At 64.3% G+C, this 14,389-nt stretch carries 15 protein-coding genes; 7 read left to right on the top strand and 8 right to left on the bottom strand.

What is annotated here, in order from left to right:
- The first annotated feature begins 3 nt into the window (after nt 1-3).
- From OKW26_RS08470 to OKW26_RS08500, 7 genes are all read left to right on the top strand, one after another.
- Nucleotides 4-855 carry a carbohydrate ABC transporter permease gene (locus OKW26_RS08470; protein WP_018423397.1) on the top strand — a complete coding sequence of 284 codons (852 nt, stop codon included), beginning with the start codon at nt 4-6 and terminating at the stop codon, nt 853-855.
- A 502-nt stretch (nt 856-1,357) separates the two neighbouring features.
- A complete protein-coding gene (locus tag OKW26_RS08475; RefSeq protein ID WP_429353280.1) occupies nt 1,358-1,690 on the top strand; it encodes a DUF2322 family protein in 333 nt (110 codons plus the stop codon).
- Nucleotides 1,691-1,937: 247 nt separating this feature from the next.
- A complete protein-coding gene (locus tag OKW26_RS08480; protein ID WP_429353281.1) occupies nt 1,938-2,228 on the top strand; it encodes a hypothetical protein in 291 nt (96 codons plus the stop codon).
- A gap of 50 nt (nt 2,229-2,278) precedes the next feature.
- Nucleotides 2,279-2,422: a hypothetical protein gene (locus OKW26_RS08485; RefSeq protein WP_167368704.1), complete on the top strand. Its 144-nt coding sequence runs from the start codon at nt 2,279-2,281 to the stop codon at nt 2,420-2,422.
- A gap of 97 nt (nt 2,423-2,519) precedes the next feature.
- Nucleotides 2,520-2,747, top strand: a complete 228-nt coding sequence (locus tag OKW26_RS08490) for a hypothetical protein (protein WP_429333565.1) — start codon at nt 2,520-2,522, stop codon at nt 2,745-2,747.
- Nucleotides 2,748-2,827: 80 nt separating this feature from the next.
- Nucleotides 2,828-3,169, top strand: a complete 342-nt coding sequence (locus OKW26_RS08495; RefSeq protein WP_429353282.1) for a M23 family metallopeptidase — start codon at nt 2,828-2,830, stop codon at nt 3,167-3,169.
- A 646-nt stretch (nt 3,170-3,815) separates the two neighbouring features.
- Complete coding sequence (locus OKW26_RS08500) at nt 3,816-4,682, top strand: sterol desaturase family protein (protein WP_429353283.1); 867 nt, start codon at nt 3,816-3,818, stop codon at nt 4,680-4,682.
- Nucleotides 4,683-4,688: 6 nt separating this feature from the next.
- On the opposite strand, the gene OKW26_RS08505 is transcribed toward OKW26_RS08500, so the two are convergent.
- From OKW26_RS08505 to OKW26_RS08540, 8 genes are all read right to left on the bottom strand, one after another.
- Nucleotides 4,689-5,834 (bottom strand): MFS transporter, encoded by a 1,146-nt coding sequence (locus OKW26_RS08505; RefSeq protein WP_429353284.1) that lies wholly within the window; start codon nt 5,832-5,834, stop codon nt 4,689-4,691.
- The gene (locus tag OKW26_RS08510; RefSeq protein ID WP_429333568.1) at nt 5,831-6,625 is read right to left on the bottom strand and encodes a DeoR/GlpR family DNA-binding transcription regulator; all 795 of its coding nucleotides are present in this window, start codon (nt 6,623-6,625) and stop codon (nt 5,831-5,833) included. Before OKW26_RS08510 ends, OKW26_RS08505 begins: the two co-directional genes overlap by 4 nt.
- Nucleotides 6,626-6,722: 97 nt before the next feature.
- Nucleotides 6,723-8,225: a PepSY-associated TM helix domain-containing protein gene (locus OKW26_RS08515; protein WP_429353285.1), complete on the bottom strand. Its 1,503-nt coding sequence runs from the start codon at nt 8,223-8,225 to the stop codon at nt 6,723-6,725.
- A gap of 70 nt (nt 8,226-8,295) precedes the next feature.
- The gene (locus tag OKW26_RS08520; protein ID WP_429353286.1) at nt 8,296-10,569 is read right to left on the bottom strand and encodes a TonB-dependent receptor; all 2,274 of its coding nucleotides are present in this window, start codon (nt 10,567-10,569) and stop codon (nt 8,296-8,298) included.
- Between the two features lie 184 nt (nt 10,570-10,753).
- Nucleotides 10,754-11,164 (bottom strand): DUF2946 domain-containing protein, encoded by a 411-nt coding sequence (locus tag OKW26_RS08525; protein ID WP_018423374.1) that lies wholly within the window; start codon nt 11,162-11,164, stop codon nt 10,754-10,756.
- 324 nt (nt 11,165-11,488) lie between these two features.
- On the bottom strand, nt 11,489-12,085 hold the full coding sequence (locus OKW26_RS08530; protein ID WP_184064395.1) for a molybdopterin-dependent oxidoreductase: 597 nt from the start codon (nt 12,083-12,085) through the stop codon (nt 11,489-11,491).
- A gap of 290 nt (nt 12,086-12,375) precedes the next feature.
- Nucleotides 12,376-13,683 carry a LysR family transcriptional regulator gene (locus OKW26_RS08535; protein WP_429353287.1) on the bottom strand — a complete coding sequence of 436 codons (1,308 nt, stop codon included), beginning with the start codon at nt 13,681-13,683 and terminating at the stop codon, nt 12,376-12,378.
- Complete coding sequence (locus OKW26_RS08540) at nt 13,680-14,381, bottom strand: GntR family transcriptional regulator (protein WP_429353288.1); 702 nt, start codon at nt 14,379-14,381, stop codon at nt 13,680-13,682. Before OKW26_RS08540 ends, OKW26_RS08535 begins: the two co-directional genes overlap by 4 nt.
- Between the last annotated feature and the right edge of the window lie 8 nt (nt 14,382-14,389).

Here is a 14,389-nt window from a genome sequence, read left to right on the forward strand (position 1 = left end):
CTGATGTTTCCGATTCCGATCGACAAATGGAAGCCGGCCACGCGCCGCGCATACAAACTGACATTGCCGATTGCACTCGTGATCTGGCTGTTGCCGATGATCGCGGTGCTGGTCACGTCCGTGCGTTCGACCGAAGAACTGAGCGAGGGCAACTACTGGGGATGGCCGAAGCACTTCGCGATGTTCGATAACTATCGCGAGGCATTGACGACGTCGCCGATGCTGCATTACTTCTGGAATAGCGTGCTGATTACGGTTCCTTCCGTAGTGGGCTCGATCGCACTCGCGGCGATGGCGGGCTTTGCCTTGGCGATCTATCGCTTTCGCGGCAATTCGACGTTGTTCGCGACGTTCGTCGCAGGCAACTTCGTGCCGATCCAGGTGTTGATGATTCCGGTGCGGGATCTGTCGTTGCAACTCGGTCTGTTCAATACCGTGAGCGCGCTGATTCTGTTTCATGTGTCGTTCCAGACCGGCTTTTGCGCGCTGTTTCTGCGCAACTTCATCAAGCAGCTGCCATTCGAGCTGGTCGAGGCGGCGCGCATCGAAGGGGCGAACGAGTGGACCGTGTTCTTCAGGATCGTGCTGCCGCTGATTCGTCCGGCGCTCGCGGCGTTGGCGATCCTCGTGTTCACGTTCGTGTGGAACGACTATTTCTGGGCCTTGTGTCTGACGCAAGGCGATGACGCCGCGCCAATCACGGTCGGCGTGGCCGCGCTGAAAGGGCAGTGGACGACCGCGTGGAATCTCGTTTCGGCGGGATCGATTCTGGCGGCGCTGCCATCGGTCATGATGTTCTTTGCGATGCAGAAGCATTTCGTCGCGGGTCTGACGTTTGGCGCGACGAAGGGGTGATGCTGTTCACGCGTGGCGCTGCTGCGTAGAGAAGGGTTGCCCGCGGAAGCGGGCTTTTTTTCGGTGTGGCGAACCGCTGCTCGCACGCGGACTTCTCGATCAACGCTTTTCAGCTGACGCCGGGCTGACCCGCTGCATAACGGCATTCAACGCCGCGCGCGCACTATCGAGAGGCCGCTTGCCTTCGCCGACTTGGCTCGCGAAGTCCAACTTCTGCTACGGGTATGGCTGCTACCCGTAGCAACCATCGAACGAGGCCTTCCTGCCTGAAAACAGGAAGGAAGGCGCCTGCCGCTATCAGGCCGGATCGGCGTACTTCAGCGTCCACGTCAGCGTACGGCTGGCGCCGCCCGTCAACGCGAACGGGTTGGTCGTACAGGCGAAGTACACCAGGTATCAGATGCGCGTGCCGATCCGTCGTGGCCACCCATTCGCCCGCTCGCCGCCCATCGGATAAGATACGGCCCGCCATGCATTTTTTAGAACGGAAGGAGTGGTTTCAATGATCGAACCGAGCAACGTTTTCAAGGAAAATCTCGCCAGAATGCCGGCGATCGACGGCATCGCACGCATCGATCTGGTCAATGGCAGCGGTACCGTGGCCGCTAGCATCGAGAACAAACCTGGCAAGCAGGGCTCGCTCGCGGTGTACAACTACCTGCGCGGCGCGTTCGGCACGCTCGACGCGAAGGCGGCCGAACACGGCCTCGCGCTGTTTGCCGAGCATACGGCCGACGCGCGCAACCGTCCGGGCGCGCATCCGAACGTCGACCACCTGCTGGCGATTGCCGCTGGCGGCGAGGCATTGCGCATCGATGTTGTTCCGGCAGCTTGAGGCCGCTCAAAGTCTTTTTCCGCGCCGGCAAGGTCGACGTTTTCCTGCCGCTGCCGCGAATTCCAACGCCCCGACGACGGGATTTGCGGCCCACCTGCGCTAATTGCTCGGTAAAAACCCTCGTTTTTCCCGAAGCCCCCGGATTGGCTTCAGATTCGGCTTCTGTTCGGTGAATTGAAACGCGGGGGGCGGCGCACACTGGGTTCGTCCCGTCGCGTATATCGCGCTTTTCCGTCAGGAGCCCCGGATGTCTTCCCGTCACAACAAACCCCACCGGTTCGACGCCGACCTGCCGGAACTCACCACCTCGGAACGGGATCAGCCGACGCCGGGTCCGGACGACCGCGCGATGCGCGAACTGCAACGCGGTTCCGAAGCCATCGTGCGTCTGGCCACGCAGGCACACGCGGCCGTCGCCCGGAGCGACGAAGCCGGCGCGCAAGCCGCGCGCCAATCGCTCGAAACGCAGCTGACGTTCACGACCGCCCTGATCGATGAGCTGCTGTTCGGTGCGCCCGAGCGGTCCACGCTGCATTGACAGCCTACGCGGCAGCATCACCGTACTATCCCGAAGTACCGGAAACTGACATGAGCGCTTTGACCGTCATTCTTTGCATCTGGGCCATGGTCGCGTTTTGCGCGGTCCTGTTCATCCGCGGCGCGAGTCCGCGCGTCGAGCGTGAGGCGGAGCAGCCGCGTGCTCGTCCGTCGCGCTATTCGATCGCAGAGTAACGCGCACGACCAACGACGCGGAACCAACGGGGTAACATGAGGAGCGCCGGCGCCACTGCCGGCCGGCACCGACGATGTTCCCCACGGAGGTTCCCGTATGGACACACATTCGATTCTCGGCATGCTGCATGCCGAAGAGGCTTTGCTGATCTCCATCGTGCGGTCGCTGCCCGACGATATCAAGCGCAGGATCGCCAACGACTTTCACGAGCAGGCGCAACTCGCCGAAAGCTCGCATCTGAATCCCACCACGAACCGCGAAACGAGCGACGCGTTCAAGGCCCATGTCCGACGGCTGTCGAACATGCTTGCTTCGTTGTCGTAACCCGGTCGACGTCCGCGCGGCCGAGTCGAATATTCCGGCTTGTTTCCTCGTCGGCGCAGCGCGATTGCGCCGGCACGCCCGTGCGTGCCGCCGCGCGCGGCGTAATCCGCTTTATCGGCCGTCAGGCCGGTTATGGCAACGTGGTCGTCATTCAGAACCCCGCACCGTTTTCTACGACGTTCGCGCATCTGTCGCACTTCGCGAAAGGACTGCGCGCCGGCAGCCGCGTAATGCGCGATCAGGTGATCGGCTATGTCGGCAAGACCGGTTGGGCAACCGGACCGCATCTGCATTTCGAGGTCCACGTGAACGGTGTGCCGCAGGATCCGCTCAAGGTTGACCTGCCGCAGAAGAGGTCGCTTGCCGGCGATGAATTACGGCAGTTCGAGTCGCGTGTCGCGCAATTGACCGCGCTGCTGTAAGCCGCTTGCCGTCTCAACTTTGCGACACGCCGGTCCGCATGATTCAGGCGCGCTTTCGTCGCATGACGTGTCGGCATGTTGACCGGTACGGGTCGCAAACCTTGGTCCGTCAATGCGCGTTCGGGTATTCCCGCGCGCGTGGAACGACGTGTACGAGCCAGCACGAAGGCGTCGGGGCATCCCCGCGGCGTCTCATTTCCGATGCATTGCGTGCGATCAGGCCCGCTTCGAAGTGCCCCGGCAGGCATTTCTCCATACGTAGCAGGCCTTCATTCCAGCATGGCATAGCCATTGCAATGACGAATGCACAAGAACTACACATGTTGCAGCCGGAATTTCACGCAGTGAACAAATGCCGACGGCAGCAAAAGTCTCGCGATTCGCGCTCGGGGAGCTTGGCGCAACTTGCGAGGTGCGGCGGGGCCAATAGCAAACGGATGTCGACAAACAACGACGACGCGAGCGGACGATACGGCTGCATCTATCGTCCGCTCGCGATCGTGACGGCGTGAAGCGATGACCCCGCCATTTTTTTCCGTGCTTGCGGGTGAAGCTGAATTCGCGGCGGGCCCCCGCTAAAGGGCGCTTGCGTGCGGGCCGGCGGGCTGCGAAGATCATGCTAACGACCGCCGCATCAGGGAATTTCATGTTAGCGTCGAGCCCGTTTCCCGCCTTGCTGCACCACGCGAGCCTATGGCTGCAAGCCTACGCGCTCGTGCTGGTCATGATGGGCGTCGGTGCGTTGCTCGAGCGTCGCTGGCCGGCCGCATTGCTGCAATCGCGCGCGGGGCAGCGTCTGAACATGGCGTATGCGGGCCTGTATCTGGCGTTGGCGGAAGCCACGAAGCCGCTGACGGCGGCCGCGAGCGTCGCGATCGTCAATGCACTCGGCGGCGGGATGGTGGTGCTGGTGTCGCGCGGGTGGGGCGCGCTCGCTTCGTTCGTGATCGTGCTGCTGACGATCGATTTCCTCGAATACGCGTTTCATCGCTTGCAGCACACATGGCCCATCCTGTGGAAGCTGCATTCGCTGCACCATAGCGCGGTGGATTTCAACGTGACGATCACGTTGCGGCATCATTGGATAGAAGTGCTGCTCAAGGGCTGCCTGCTTTATCCGCTCGTCGGCGTACTGTTCAAGGTCGAGCCGTGGATCGTCGGTGCGACCTCGATCGTGTTCATGTTCGGCAACTATTTCGCGCATCTGAATCTGCGCATGGACCTTGGGCGCTACGTCACGTGGGTCAACAATCCGCAGTATCACCGGCTGCATCACTCGATTCGCGCCGAGCATTTCAATCACAACTTCACGCAGCTATTGCCGATGTGGGATCACGTGTTCGGCACGCGTTGGGTGCCCGCGAAACACGAGTGGCCCGCCACCGGTCTCGACGATGGTACGCAGCCGAGCTCGTTGCTCGGCGCGTTCAGCTGGCCATTGGGTCAGCATGCGGCACGCGATGCGTTAGCCGTTCGCAAGCCGCTTGCCGTGCTCGACAAGAAAGCGAAATAACGCTCGCTACGCGGGTCGCGCGGCGCGCACCGCCTTGCCGCCCAGCAGCGACACGATCAGCGTGGCCATCACGAGCACGCCCAGCGCCGCGCGCAGGCCAACCACGCCGGCACCGAAACCAATCAGCGGCGGCCCGACCAGAAAGCGCGCATAGCCGAACGTGGCCGCCATCGACACGCCGATCGCCGGCGTCGCGCTCGAGCGACCCGCCGCGCTGAAAATCACCGGAACGATATTCGCGAGACCGATGCCGACCATCGCGAAGCCGACGCACGCGGTCAGCACCGTCGGCAGGCTCAGCACGAGCGCGAGTCCGGCGAGCGCGATCAGACCGCCGAGCGCGACGACCTTGCTCGAACCGAAGCGCCGCACCGATGCGTCGCCGGCGATCCGGCAGGCCGCCATCGAAAACGCGAACGCGGAGTAGCCGATCGCGGCGACGCTCGCTTCCTGGTTCAACGTGGAGCGCAGGTACACCGCGCTCCAGTCGGCCACCGCGCCTTCGACGAGCATGCACATGAACGCGAGCAGCGCCAGTTTCATCACGCTGCTGTGGGGCCATGCGAAGCCGCTCGACGCGGCGGCCGCGCGCGGACCGATATCGCGCAACGCAAACGACGCGGCGAAAATGATCAGGGCCGCGATCAACAGATCGGGCGCGAACAGCCCGCCCACGACGCCGACGCCGCTTTTCTGCAACATCGCGCCGCTCGCCGCGCCAAGCAGGCCGCCCGCGCTCCACGCGGCATGAAACGACGACATGATCGGCGCGCGCCAGCGTGTTTCGATCGCGCTCGCATGTCCGTTCATCGACACGTCGAGCGCGCCGTTCGACGCGCCAAGCGCAAACAGCACCACGCACAACGTCAGCATGCCCGGCGCGAGCGCGGGCAACGGCAGCGCGATCGCGAATGCCGCGCCGAGCAGCGCGGTGGCGCGGCCGCTGCCGAGGCGCGGCGCGAGCTGTCCCGCGAGCGGCATCGCAACGATGGCGCCGAGCGCGAAGCAGAACAGCGCGATGCCGAGCGAGGCGTCGCTGAGCGCCAGGCTTTCCTTGATGCGCGGCACCTCGACCGCCCATGCGCCGATGCCGAAACCGTTGGCGAGAAAGACGGCGAGCGTCGCGATGCGTTCCCTGACGAGTGAGTTCATGGGCGTGCCGCCATCACGTTATCGCAGACGGCCCGGAGGCTCGCGACACGCGCGTCCGGCACGTCCGCTTCGACGAACAGATAATCGACGGCCGAAACAGGCGCTACCGCGAACGGCGCCGCTGTCATGAGCTTTTCCGAGGTCAGTGCGATGGCGATCTGGCTACTCGCTTTGACCATCGCGCGTTTCAGTTCGGCGTCCTCTGCGTCGAATACGGCGACGCCTTCGTCGGGGTCGAAGGCGCAGGCGCCGAGAAAACAGAGGTCCGCGCGGATCTGCTGGATCTGCAGCAGCGCGGTCGCGCCGAGCGAGCCCGCCGCGCCGCCGGCGATGCGGCCGCCGATCAGGATCACGTCGATACCCGGGCGGTTCAGCAGCCGCGCGCAGGCCTCGGGCGAATTCGTGACGACGCTCAGGCCGGCGTTGTCGGGCAGCGCCGACGCGATCGCGACGTTCGTCGTGCCCGCGTCGAGCAGCACGATCTGCTTCGGACGAACGATCGATACGGCTGCCGCGGCAAGGCGTGCCTTGCGATCGACGGCCTCATGCATGCGCAGCGCCGCGGGTTTGTCGGCGGGCGACATCAGTAGCGCACCGCCGTACACGCGCTTGCAGTGCCCCTGATCCGCGAGATCGCGCAGATGACGGCGCACGGTGTGCTCGGAGATCTGCAGCTCGGCGGCCAGCTCGGCCGCGAGCACGCGACCATGCGTGCGCAATCGCTCCAGAATCAGTGCTTCGCGCTGCTCGGGCAGTAGCCCGTTGATCGCATCTTCCCGGGTTCGCTGCATGTCTCGTCTCCGTTTCGGCGTGAATCGATCATAAGCGAGCAAAATATATCGTAAACGCTCGTGAGGCGCAAGCGGTGCGCCCCGGCTCGTCTTGATCTCACGCGACGCCGTTCGGTTCCGGTCGTGGGTCACGGCCGAAAACCAGCCGGTCGAGCAGCCACACCGCGACGAGCGTTGCGCCCATCAGCGGGAAAACGATGCCGAGAAGCGCGAGGCCGGTTTTCCAGCCACGCATCGGCGGTGCGGCGCGCTCGCGCGACGGCGCGCCGAGCGAGCGTTGCGGCCGACGTTTCCACCACATCACGAAGCCGGTCACAGCGAGCGCGCCAAGGCCGAGCGAAATGGCTGCGCACAGTATCTGATTCGCGACGCCGAAGTAGCGACCCATATGCAGCGAGGTGCCGTACGACACGGCCTTCGCGATCGCGCCGTAATCGCCGTAGCGAATGTCCTTCAGGATCGCGCCGCTGTATTGGTCGACGTACAGCGTGCGTTCGTCTTTGGGATTCGCGGGGAAATAGGAGAGCGTGTAGACGCCGGCTGCGGAGTTCGGCAGCACGATGCGGTAGCCGTCCGCGATACCGAGCGACGCGGCGAGCGCGACGATATGCCCGAGCGACAGAGGCTGCGCCGCGTCGGTGGCCGCGGAAGAGGGCACGCTTGCGTTGCCCGCGGCCCACGGCGTCAGCGGCAACGGCAGGTCGTCCATGACCATGCCGGGCATCGAGTCCATGTCGGCGCGCGTGGCATGCGCGAGCGTGACGCTCGCGTGGTCCGGGTGGTCCGAGGGCGTTCCCGGCACGATGGAGCGCAACGGCAAACCGCCCCACGCGCCCGGCGGAGCGCCAAGCTGCGTCGCGGTCGCGAACGCCTTGAACTGTTTGCCCCACGAGCCGGTCCACGGCAGCCCCGTCAATACGAACGCAAGTGCGCCGAGGGCGAGCCAGATGCCGATCACCGCGTGAAGACTTTTCCATAGCGGACGTCCTTTCAGCGCCAGGCGCGGCAGCAGCACCGCGCGCGCGGTCGTTTTGCCGCGCGGCCACCATAGTGCGACGCCGGTGCCGATCATCACGAGCGTCCAGCATGCGGCCAGTTCCATCAGCAGTTCGCCGGGCTTGCCGAGCAGCAGCTTGCGATGAAGCATGCGATCCACCTGCATCAAGCGATGCTCGACGCTCAGCGTGCCCAGCACCTCGCCGCTATACGGATTCAGATAGATGCTCTGCTGCGAGCCGTCCGCGAGACGAAATACGAATTCGGCGCTGCGTTGCGGATCGCGCGTGATCACGGCGGTCGTCGCGATCGAGCCGGGCGGCATCGCCGCGCGCGTTTTCGCGAGCAGCGCGTTGTCGGCCAGCCTCCGGACGGCCTGCGGTGCGACGACCAGTTGCTGTCGATAAAGCAGCGGCTCGATCTGCGGCTGGAAGCAATACAGCGTGCCGGTGATGGCGAGCACGAGTAGAAAAGGCATCACGAAGAGGCCCGCGTAAAAGTGCCAGCGCCACAGGGTTCGATAGCCTGGATGTGTCGGGCCGCTCGTGGCGGCGGTTGTACCGTTCTGCGCGCGCGCGCGTTCGGCGGTTCGAGTCGTGGACATGAAATCCTCGTCGGGCAAATGGGTCGATGGTTCGTGTGCGACAAGCGGTTTGCCGCGTCTTGCATCAGGCTTAGATATGCAGCTTCGCTTCGACATAAAACGTGCGGCCCGGATACGGGTGGTAGACGAAGTAGCGCGCGTCGAACAGGTTGTCGACGCCGATGCCGAGTTCGCTGAGCTTCGTCGGCTTGAACGTGAACTTCGCGTCGACAACCGTGTAGGTGCTGGTGCCGCCGAACACGTTGGGGTTCGTGTCGGTATTCGTCAGCGTGTTGTACTGACGACCCGAGTAACGCGCGGCGAGCGTCAGCGCCGCGCGCGCGTCGAAGTGATACGTCGCGGCAAGATTCGCGCGCCACAGCGGAATGCGGTAGAAGTACTTGCCGACCGAGGCCGGATTCCGTGCGTTCTCGAGGATCTTCGACTGCGTGTACGCGACGCTCGCGAGCAGATCGAGCCCGCGCACGAACACGTCCTCGCCCGAATAGCTTGCTTCGACGCCGCGCGAGCGAACCTTGCCGATGTTCTGGAAGTTCGTCACGTTCGGAATCACGGTGGTGTCGGTCTGACTGAAGATCGTGTTCTTCACGTCGTCCTGAAACAGCGAGAAGCGGAACACGCCATTCCAATGCGCCCATTCGGCGCTCAGCTCTTTCGACAGATCGTCTTCGGGCTGCAAATATGGATTGTTGTTGACGATCGCGGAGCCGTTGATTTGCCCCTGGAACAGTTCGCTCGCGGTCGGAAAGCGATACGCGCGAGCGATCGACGCGCGCAAAGTCAGCTCGTCGCTGACATCGAACGATAGCGACGCCTTCGGCGAAAGGTGGCGCTGGCTGGCATCGCTGTACGCGATCGTCGTGCCGGGCAGCGACTGTGCGCCATCGTAGGCTTGCCAGTCTTCATAGCGCGCGCCGTAGACGAGCTTCCAGCGCGGCAGAAAGCGCCACGCGTCCTGCGCATAAAGAGCTTGCGTCTGCGTCTTGCCGGTGAACGCGTTGGCGAACGAGGTCGCGTCGCCGTCGCGCCAGTTCAGCGTGTTGTAGGTCTGGTTGTCGACGAAGTAGTTGTCGTAGTGGTAGCCGACGCTCAGTGCGTGATTGGCCAGTCCTGGCTGGTTCGTCGCGGGCGTATAGGTGCCGCGCAGGTCCAGCGTCTTCCAGCCGGTGCCGTCGTTGAACAGCACGGTGCCGGGGCCATTGCCCGGGCCGCCGGCATTCGCGGTGCGTGCGACGCCATTGCCGATGTCGTAATACGAGGCGATCGCCTCGCCGTTCCAGCCGGTCGCGTTGCGCGTTTTCAGCGACACGCCGTAGAGCCAGTTCTCGCTGTGCCCGACACCCGGCGCAAACGCGGCCGCCGGAATCGTGTAGTGGTAACCGTTGATCGATACGTTGCCGCTGTACACAGGGTTGCCGGCCGCGTCGCGCAGGAACGTCGATGTTTCGCTGTTGTACGTCTGGTGCCAGTAGCCGAGCGTGAAGCCGCCTTGCAGCGTCGGCGTGAAGTCGTACTGCATCTTCAGCTTGAACTGGTCCTGCACCGTGTGCTCGATGCCTTCGCCGTTCACACCGAGCACGGCCGTCGGCGCATTGGTCTGGTTGTTGTAGAAATAGGCGCCGGTGACGGGCGTGTCGCCGGCCTTGGCGGGCGTGGTCGATTTAGCGAGTGTTGCGAATTGCAGCGGCTGACTCGTGTTCTCGAGATGATTGACGCCGAGCCGGTACGAGAACTTGCCGATGCTATCGCCGATCGACGCGCTCGCTTCGCTGCCGTTGAAGCTCTGGTTCACGCCGAACAGGCTGAAGTGCTGCGTGAATGCCTTCACGTCGGCGTTGGCCTCGAACTGCTTTGGCATGCGCGTGCTGATCAGCACGGTCGCGCCGAGCGAATTGCCCGGATACAGCGCGGAAAACGGCCCGTAGATTACGTCGACCTGCTGGATTTCGTCGGGATACACCATCGACCAGCGCGGCGGAAACGAATAGCTATTGCCGAGCAGGTTGCTCAGCAGCAAGCCGTCCGCATAGACGAGGCCGCGCGCGCTCTGCGTATTGCTGGTGCCGCGCACCGCGATGATCGAATTCAGATCGCCGATAAAGCGCTTGCGTACCGCCAGGTTCGGCATGTACTTGAGCACGTCCTCGGTGTTGACGACGTTCCAGTTCGCGAACTGATCGCGCGTCACGGTTTCGACGGAGGCCGGCAGGTTCGGGTCGACGGCGCGCGGTGCGGCGCTCGCGCTTGCGCTCGCACTGACGCTGACGGCGGGCAGCGTCGCGTCGGTGTTTGCGTCGGCGGCATGCGTGGGTGTTGCAACGAAAGCCGGCACGAAGGCAGGCATGAGCGCGGGCCAAAGAACCGAACGACGAACCGCGCGATGAGCGGAAAAGACAGCGTCACGACGGACGCAATAAGAGAGCCTTCGCAGCGCGAAGTTGAACATGAGCGTTTCCTCGATGCATTGAACAGGCGATCGCAGGCCTCGTCGATGTGGGCGACGAAGGCGCGATCAGAACCGGTAGCGATCAGGAAACGGCAGGTGGGGCGCGCGGACGTCCCGACGGGAAGGCGCCAAGCGGGGTGAAGCGGGTGGACAGCGTGGGCGGCGCAGTGCCGGCCAGCGGCAGCGCGGCCGGCGGCTCGACGGCGGCGAGCGTCGGCATCGCGACGTGATGTTCGAGCAGATGACAGTAGCCGCAGGCGCCGAAGGCATCGTCGTGGCTCAGATGCACGGGCGCGGGGCTGGTTTGAGCGACGACGCTCGCATCGCTCACATTGCTTGCACCAGCCGGATGAAGCGCCGAACATAGCGCGGCAATCGGCTCGTGGGCACGGCCCGATTCGAGCAACTGACTCACGAGCGGCGCGAACACGACGAGCCACATGGCGACGAGGCCAAGCCATGCGGTCAGGTGGTTGCGCGAGTGTCGAGTCATGATCGTCGAAGAAAAGACGGGCGCGATTCTAGCATCACCGCGCGATCCTTTCATTCGCAATGACGGGCATAACGGCGGATTGGACGGTGAAAAAGCGCTTATTTCGGTGCGCTGAGGCCGAGGCGACAACCAGCGAGCCGTGGCGCTATGTTCGGCCGGGCAGTTCGCAGACGCGTTGCCCCTCGTCGCGCCGCTGCTCGACGATTCCGCCTTGCCGAACGGTCAGCGGGCCGAAGCGTTCAATACTGCCGGTGCGTGCTCGTTCGCGCTGGGTCAGTGGGCGAGCGCGTGCGGCAGGCGTGCGTCGAGCGATTCGGCGGCGCGCTATGACGCCTCTGTGAGCTGCATGTGATACAGGCCCCACGGCGACAATTCGAAGCGGTCCTTCAGTGGCTTGGCCGCGAGTTCGGGAATCTGATCGGCGTCGTAGATCGCCCATAACGGCCCCACGCCGCCGAGCGCCAGCGGCTTGCCGTCCATTTGTGTCGCGACGATGAAGTGATACTCGCGCACCTTGTCGAGCGTCGTCAACACCGCGTAGCCATCGACCGCGTGCATGACGATTTGCGTGCTGCCCGCGTCGGGCGCGCCGACGTTTGCGAGCACGTCGGTGAGCAGCGGGCCGCTAAACGTATGCATGTGCGCATCGTATTCGATCGTCGGATGGATCGTCACGGTCTTCATGCTGGCGAGCCACGGCAGATCGACGCCGTACGCTTGCGAAAACTTCACCTGGTGCTTCGCCAGCAGTTGATCGAAAGCGGGATTGAGCGCGCCGCGATTGCTGTGCTTGATCGCGCCGGAGATCGTCAGGACGACCGGAGACGGCCCGCATTCGGCGTGCTCGCGCTTCGCGCCGAATGCGGGCGCGACCGCCGCGCCCAGTGCCGCGGCGCTGGTCAGGAACTGGCGTTTGTTCATTACGTTTTCTCCGGGTGTCTTCGAGGCGCCGCGTGGTGAGGTGCGCGCTCTTCTATTGTCGGAGAATTGTCGCCGCACGTGATACGGCGATGCTTCATTAACGCGTCATTCGCTATGCTATTTCCGCTTGCGGTTCGTGCCGGAGCCGGCACGGTTCCATGCGCGGCGGTCCAATGCGGTGCGCGTCTTCGCAGGTTTATGACGAAGTCCTTTTCCAATGCCCATGGACGCACGAACCAGGCGCAACGCAAGAAGCCTCCACTCTTTGTCGCCCTAATCAATGGAAGTGCTCAGTTCGCGCCGATACTGACGGTGCGCGTCACATCGACGACCGACAGCCGGATCGCGTCGATCAATGCGCGCGCGGCCGGTGACGGCGTGCCCGCCGCGCGCATCGTCAGGCCGATCTCGCGCCGCGTGTTGTGCAGCGGTACATCGAGCACCACCAATTGCCCGGACTGAATCTCGTGATGCAGCTGCTGCGCCGACAAGGCCGCCGCCATGTCGGTACCGAGCAGCAGGCCGCGAATCACCGCGAGGTCGGCGGTTTCGACGGTCGGCAGAGGCGGCTTCACCTTCATCCGCTTGAATTGCGTTTCGAACAGCGCACGCGCCGGCGCGTTGCTGCGCGGCAGAATCCACTGCGCGTCGCACAGACCCATGATGGTCAGATCGTGCGCGTGAGTCAGCGGATGACCGCGGCGCACCAGCACCACCATGTCTTCCGACATCAGCCGCTCGTTTTTCAGGCCGCTCGTCGCGTCGTTGTCGCGCAGCGCGCCGAGAATGAAATCGATGTCGCCCGCTCGCAGACCGGCCACGAGCGTCTCGTATGCGCTTTCGTCGGTCACCACGCGCACGCCCGGATTCTCCGAGGTCATTCGCGCGATCGCCTTCGGCAGGATCAGCGTGCGCCCGAGCGGCAACGCGCCGACTGTCACCGAGCCCTGAATCTTGCCGTGCAATGCGGCGATATCGTCGGGGACGTGGCGCAGTTCGTTCAGCGCGCGGCGTACGTGAAGCAGGAACGTCTCGCCCTCGGCCGTCAGCAGAATGCCGCGCGGGCTGCGGTGAAACAGACTCAGTCCCGAGCCGCTTTCGAGTACCCGGATCGCGGTGCTCACCGCGGGCTGGCTGATGCCGAAGGTTTTTGCCGCGCTCGGCATATGCCGATGCCGCGCGAGCGCCGCGAATAGTTGCAACCGCCGCGTGTTGAGCAGATACGCGGGCAATGCGCCTTCCGCGACGGGCCGGCGGCGCGTCTGTCGCGCGGCGCACCATCGGGCGAGTTCTTCGAGTTCGGCGAAGATCCGCTCGCAGCGATGCAGCACCGCGCGGCCGACCGGAGTGGGCAGCATGCCCGAAGGACCGCGATCGAACAGCGGTTCGCCGAGCGCCGACTCGAGCTCCTGCACGGAGCGCGTGACCGCCGACTGCGCGCGAAACAACGCGGCCGCCGCGCGCGTCGCGCTGCCCATATCGGCGACGAGCCGGAATGCGCGCAGTTGCGCGAGATTGAGCAGGTCCTTGCTGCTGACCGACAGCGGCGCTTTGGCGCTCGCCTGGCTGGTGGCGGCGGAAAGCGTGTCGTTGCTCATGCCGCGCCCGCGATCAGATGCAACGACGGCAGCGACAGATTCAGACTTTCCTTCGAGATCTGCGTGTGCTCCTTCATCAACGCATCGACGCGCGCGCCTTCGCCTTTTTTCAGCGCGTCGACGATCGCGTGATGCTGGCGATGCGCGTACGTCAGCATCATGAATTGACGCTCGCGCGCGGATTCGTCGAACGCGATCGTGAACGGCGACACGAACGGCACCTTGTCGTTCAGACTGAGCGCGGCCGTGACCGCCTGGTTCTGCGCCGCTTCGACGATCAGCGCATGAAAGCGGCCGTTCATCTGCGCGTAGCGCACGTCGTCGCCTGGCTGCAGATGCTTTTGCTCGAAGATCGCGTCGCCTTCACGCAGGCAGTCGTCGAGCGCGGCGGCGAGCGCGGGGCTCACGCCGTTTTCGGCGACCGAGCGCGCGGCGAGTCCCTCGAGCACGCCGCGCACGTCGATCGCGTCGAGCACGTCGCGCACGCCGAAGCGGCGCACGACGTAACCGCGCGAGCCCGAACGATCGAGCAGGCCTTCCGACGACAGCACGCTCAACGCATAACGCAGCGGCGTGCGCGACACGCCGAGCCATTGCGCAAGCTGCGCTTCGACGAGCCGCTGCCCGGGCGACAGTTCGCCCGACAGGATCTTCTCGCGTAAGGTCTGCACAATCGCTTGCTGGGTGGTCTCGTTCATCGTTTCGT

This window comes from Paraburkholderia sp. 32 (genome assembly GCF_050435345.1).
In the GTDB taxonomy this organism is placed as follows: domain Bacteria; phylum Pseudomonadota; class Gammaproteobacteria; order Burkholderiales; family Burkholderiaceae; genus Paraburkholderia; species Paraburkholderia tuberum.

Excerpts from the sequence above, each read along its gene's own strand:
- OKW26_RS08475 (WP_429353280.1), top strand. The coding sequence starts at position 1,358 with ATGATCGAACCGAGCAACGTTTTCAAGGAAAATCTCGCCAGAATGCCG.
- OKW26_RS08540 (WP_429353288.1), bottom strand. The coding sequence starts at position 14,381 with ATGAACGAGACCACCCAGCAAGCGATTGTGCAGACCTTACGCGAGAAG.
- OKW26_RS08510 (WP_429333568.1), bottom strand. The coding sequence starts at position 6,625 with ATGCAGCGAACCCGGGAAGATGCGATCAACGGGCTACTGCCCGAGCAG.
- OKW26_RS08525 (WP_018423374.1), bottom strand. The coding sequence starts at position 11,164 with ATGACTCGACACTCGCGCAACCACCTGACCGCATGGCTTGGCCTCGTC.
- OKW26_RS08530 (WP_184064395.1), bottom strand. The coding sequence starts at position 12,085 with ATGAACAAACGCCAGTTCCTGACCAGCGCCGCGGCACTGGGCGCGGCG.
- OKW26_RS08470 (WP_018423397.1), top strand. The coding sequence starts at position 4 with ATGTTTCCGATTCCGATCGACAAATGGAAGCCGGCCACGCGCCGCGCA.
- OKW26_RS08480 (WP_429353281.1), top strand. The coding sequence starts at position 1,938 with ATGTCTTCCCGTCACAACAAACCCCACCGGTTCGACGCCGACCTGCCG.
- OKW26_RS08490 (WP_429333565.1), top strand. The coding sequence starts at position 2,520 with ATGGACACACATTCGATTCTCGGCATGCTGCATGCCGAAGAGGCTTTG.
- OKW26_RS08505 (WP_429353284.1), bottom strand. The coding sequence starts at position 5,834 with ATGAACTCACTCGTCAGGGAACGCATCGCGACGCTCGCCGTCTTTCTC.
- OKW26_RS08535 (WP_429353287.1), bottom strand. The coding sequence starts at position 13,683 with ATGAGCAACGACACGCTTTCCGCCGCCACCAGCCAGGCGAGCGCCAAA.
- OKW26_RS08485 (WP_167368704.1), top strand. The coding sequence starts at position 2,279 with ATGAGCGCTTTGACCGTCATTCTTTGCATCTGGGCCATGGTCGCGTTT.
- OKW26_RS08500 (WP_429353283.1), top strand. The coding sequence starts at position 3,816 with ATGTTAGCGTCGAGCCCGTTTCCCGCCTTGCTGCACCACGCGAGCCTA.
- OKW26_RS08520 (WP_429353286.1), bottom strand. The coding sequence starts at position 10,569 with ATGCCTGCCTTCGTGCCGGCTTTCGTTGCAACACCCACGCATGCCGCC.
- OKW26_RS08515 (WP_429353285.1), bottom strand. The coding sequence starts at position 8,225 with ATGTCCACGACTCGAACCGCCGAACGCGCGCGCGCGCAGAACGGTACA.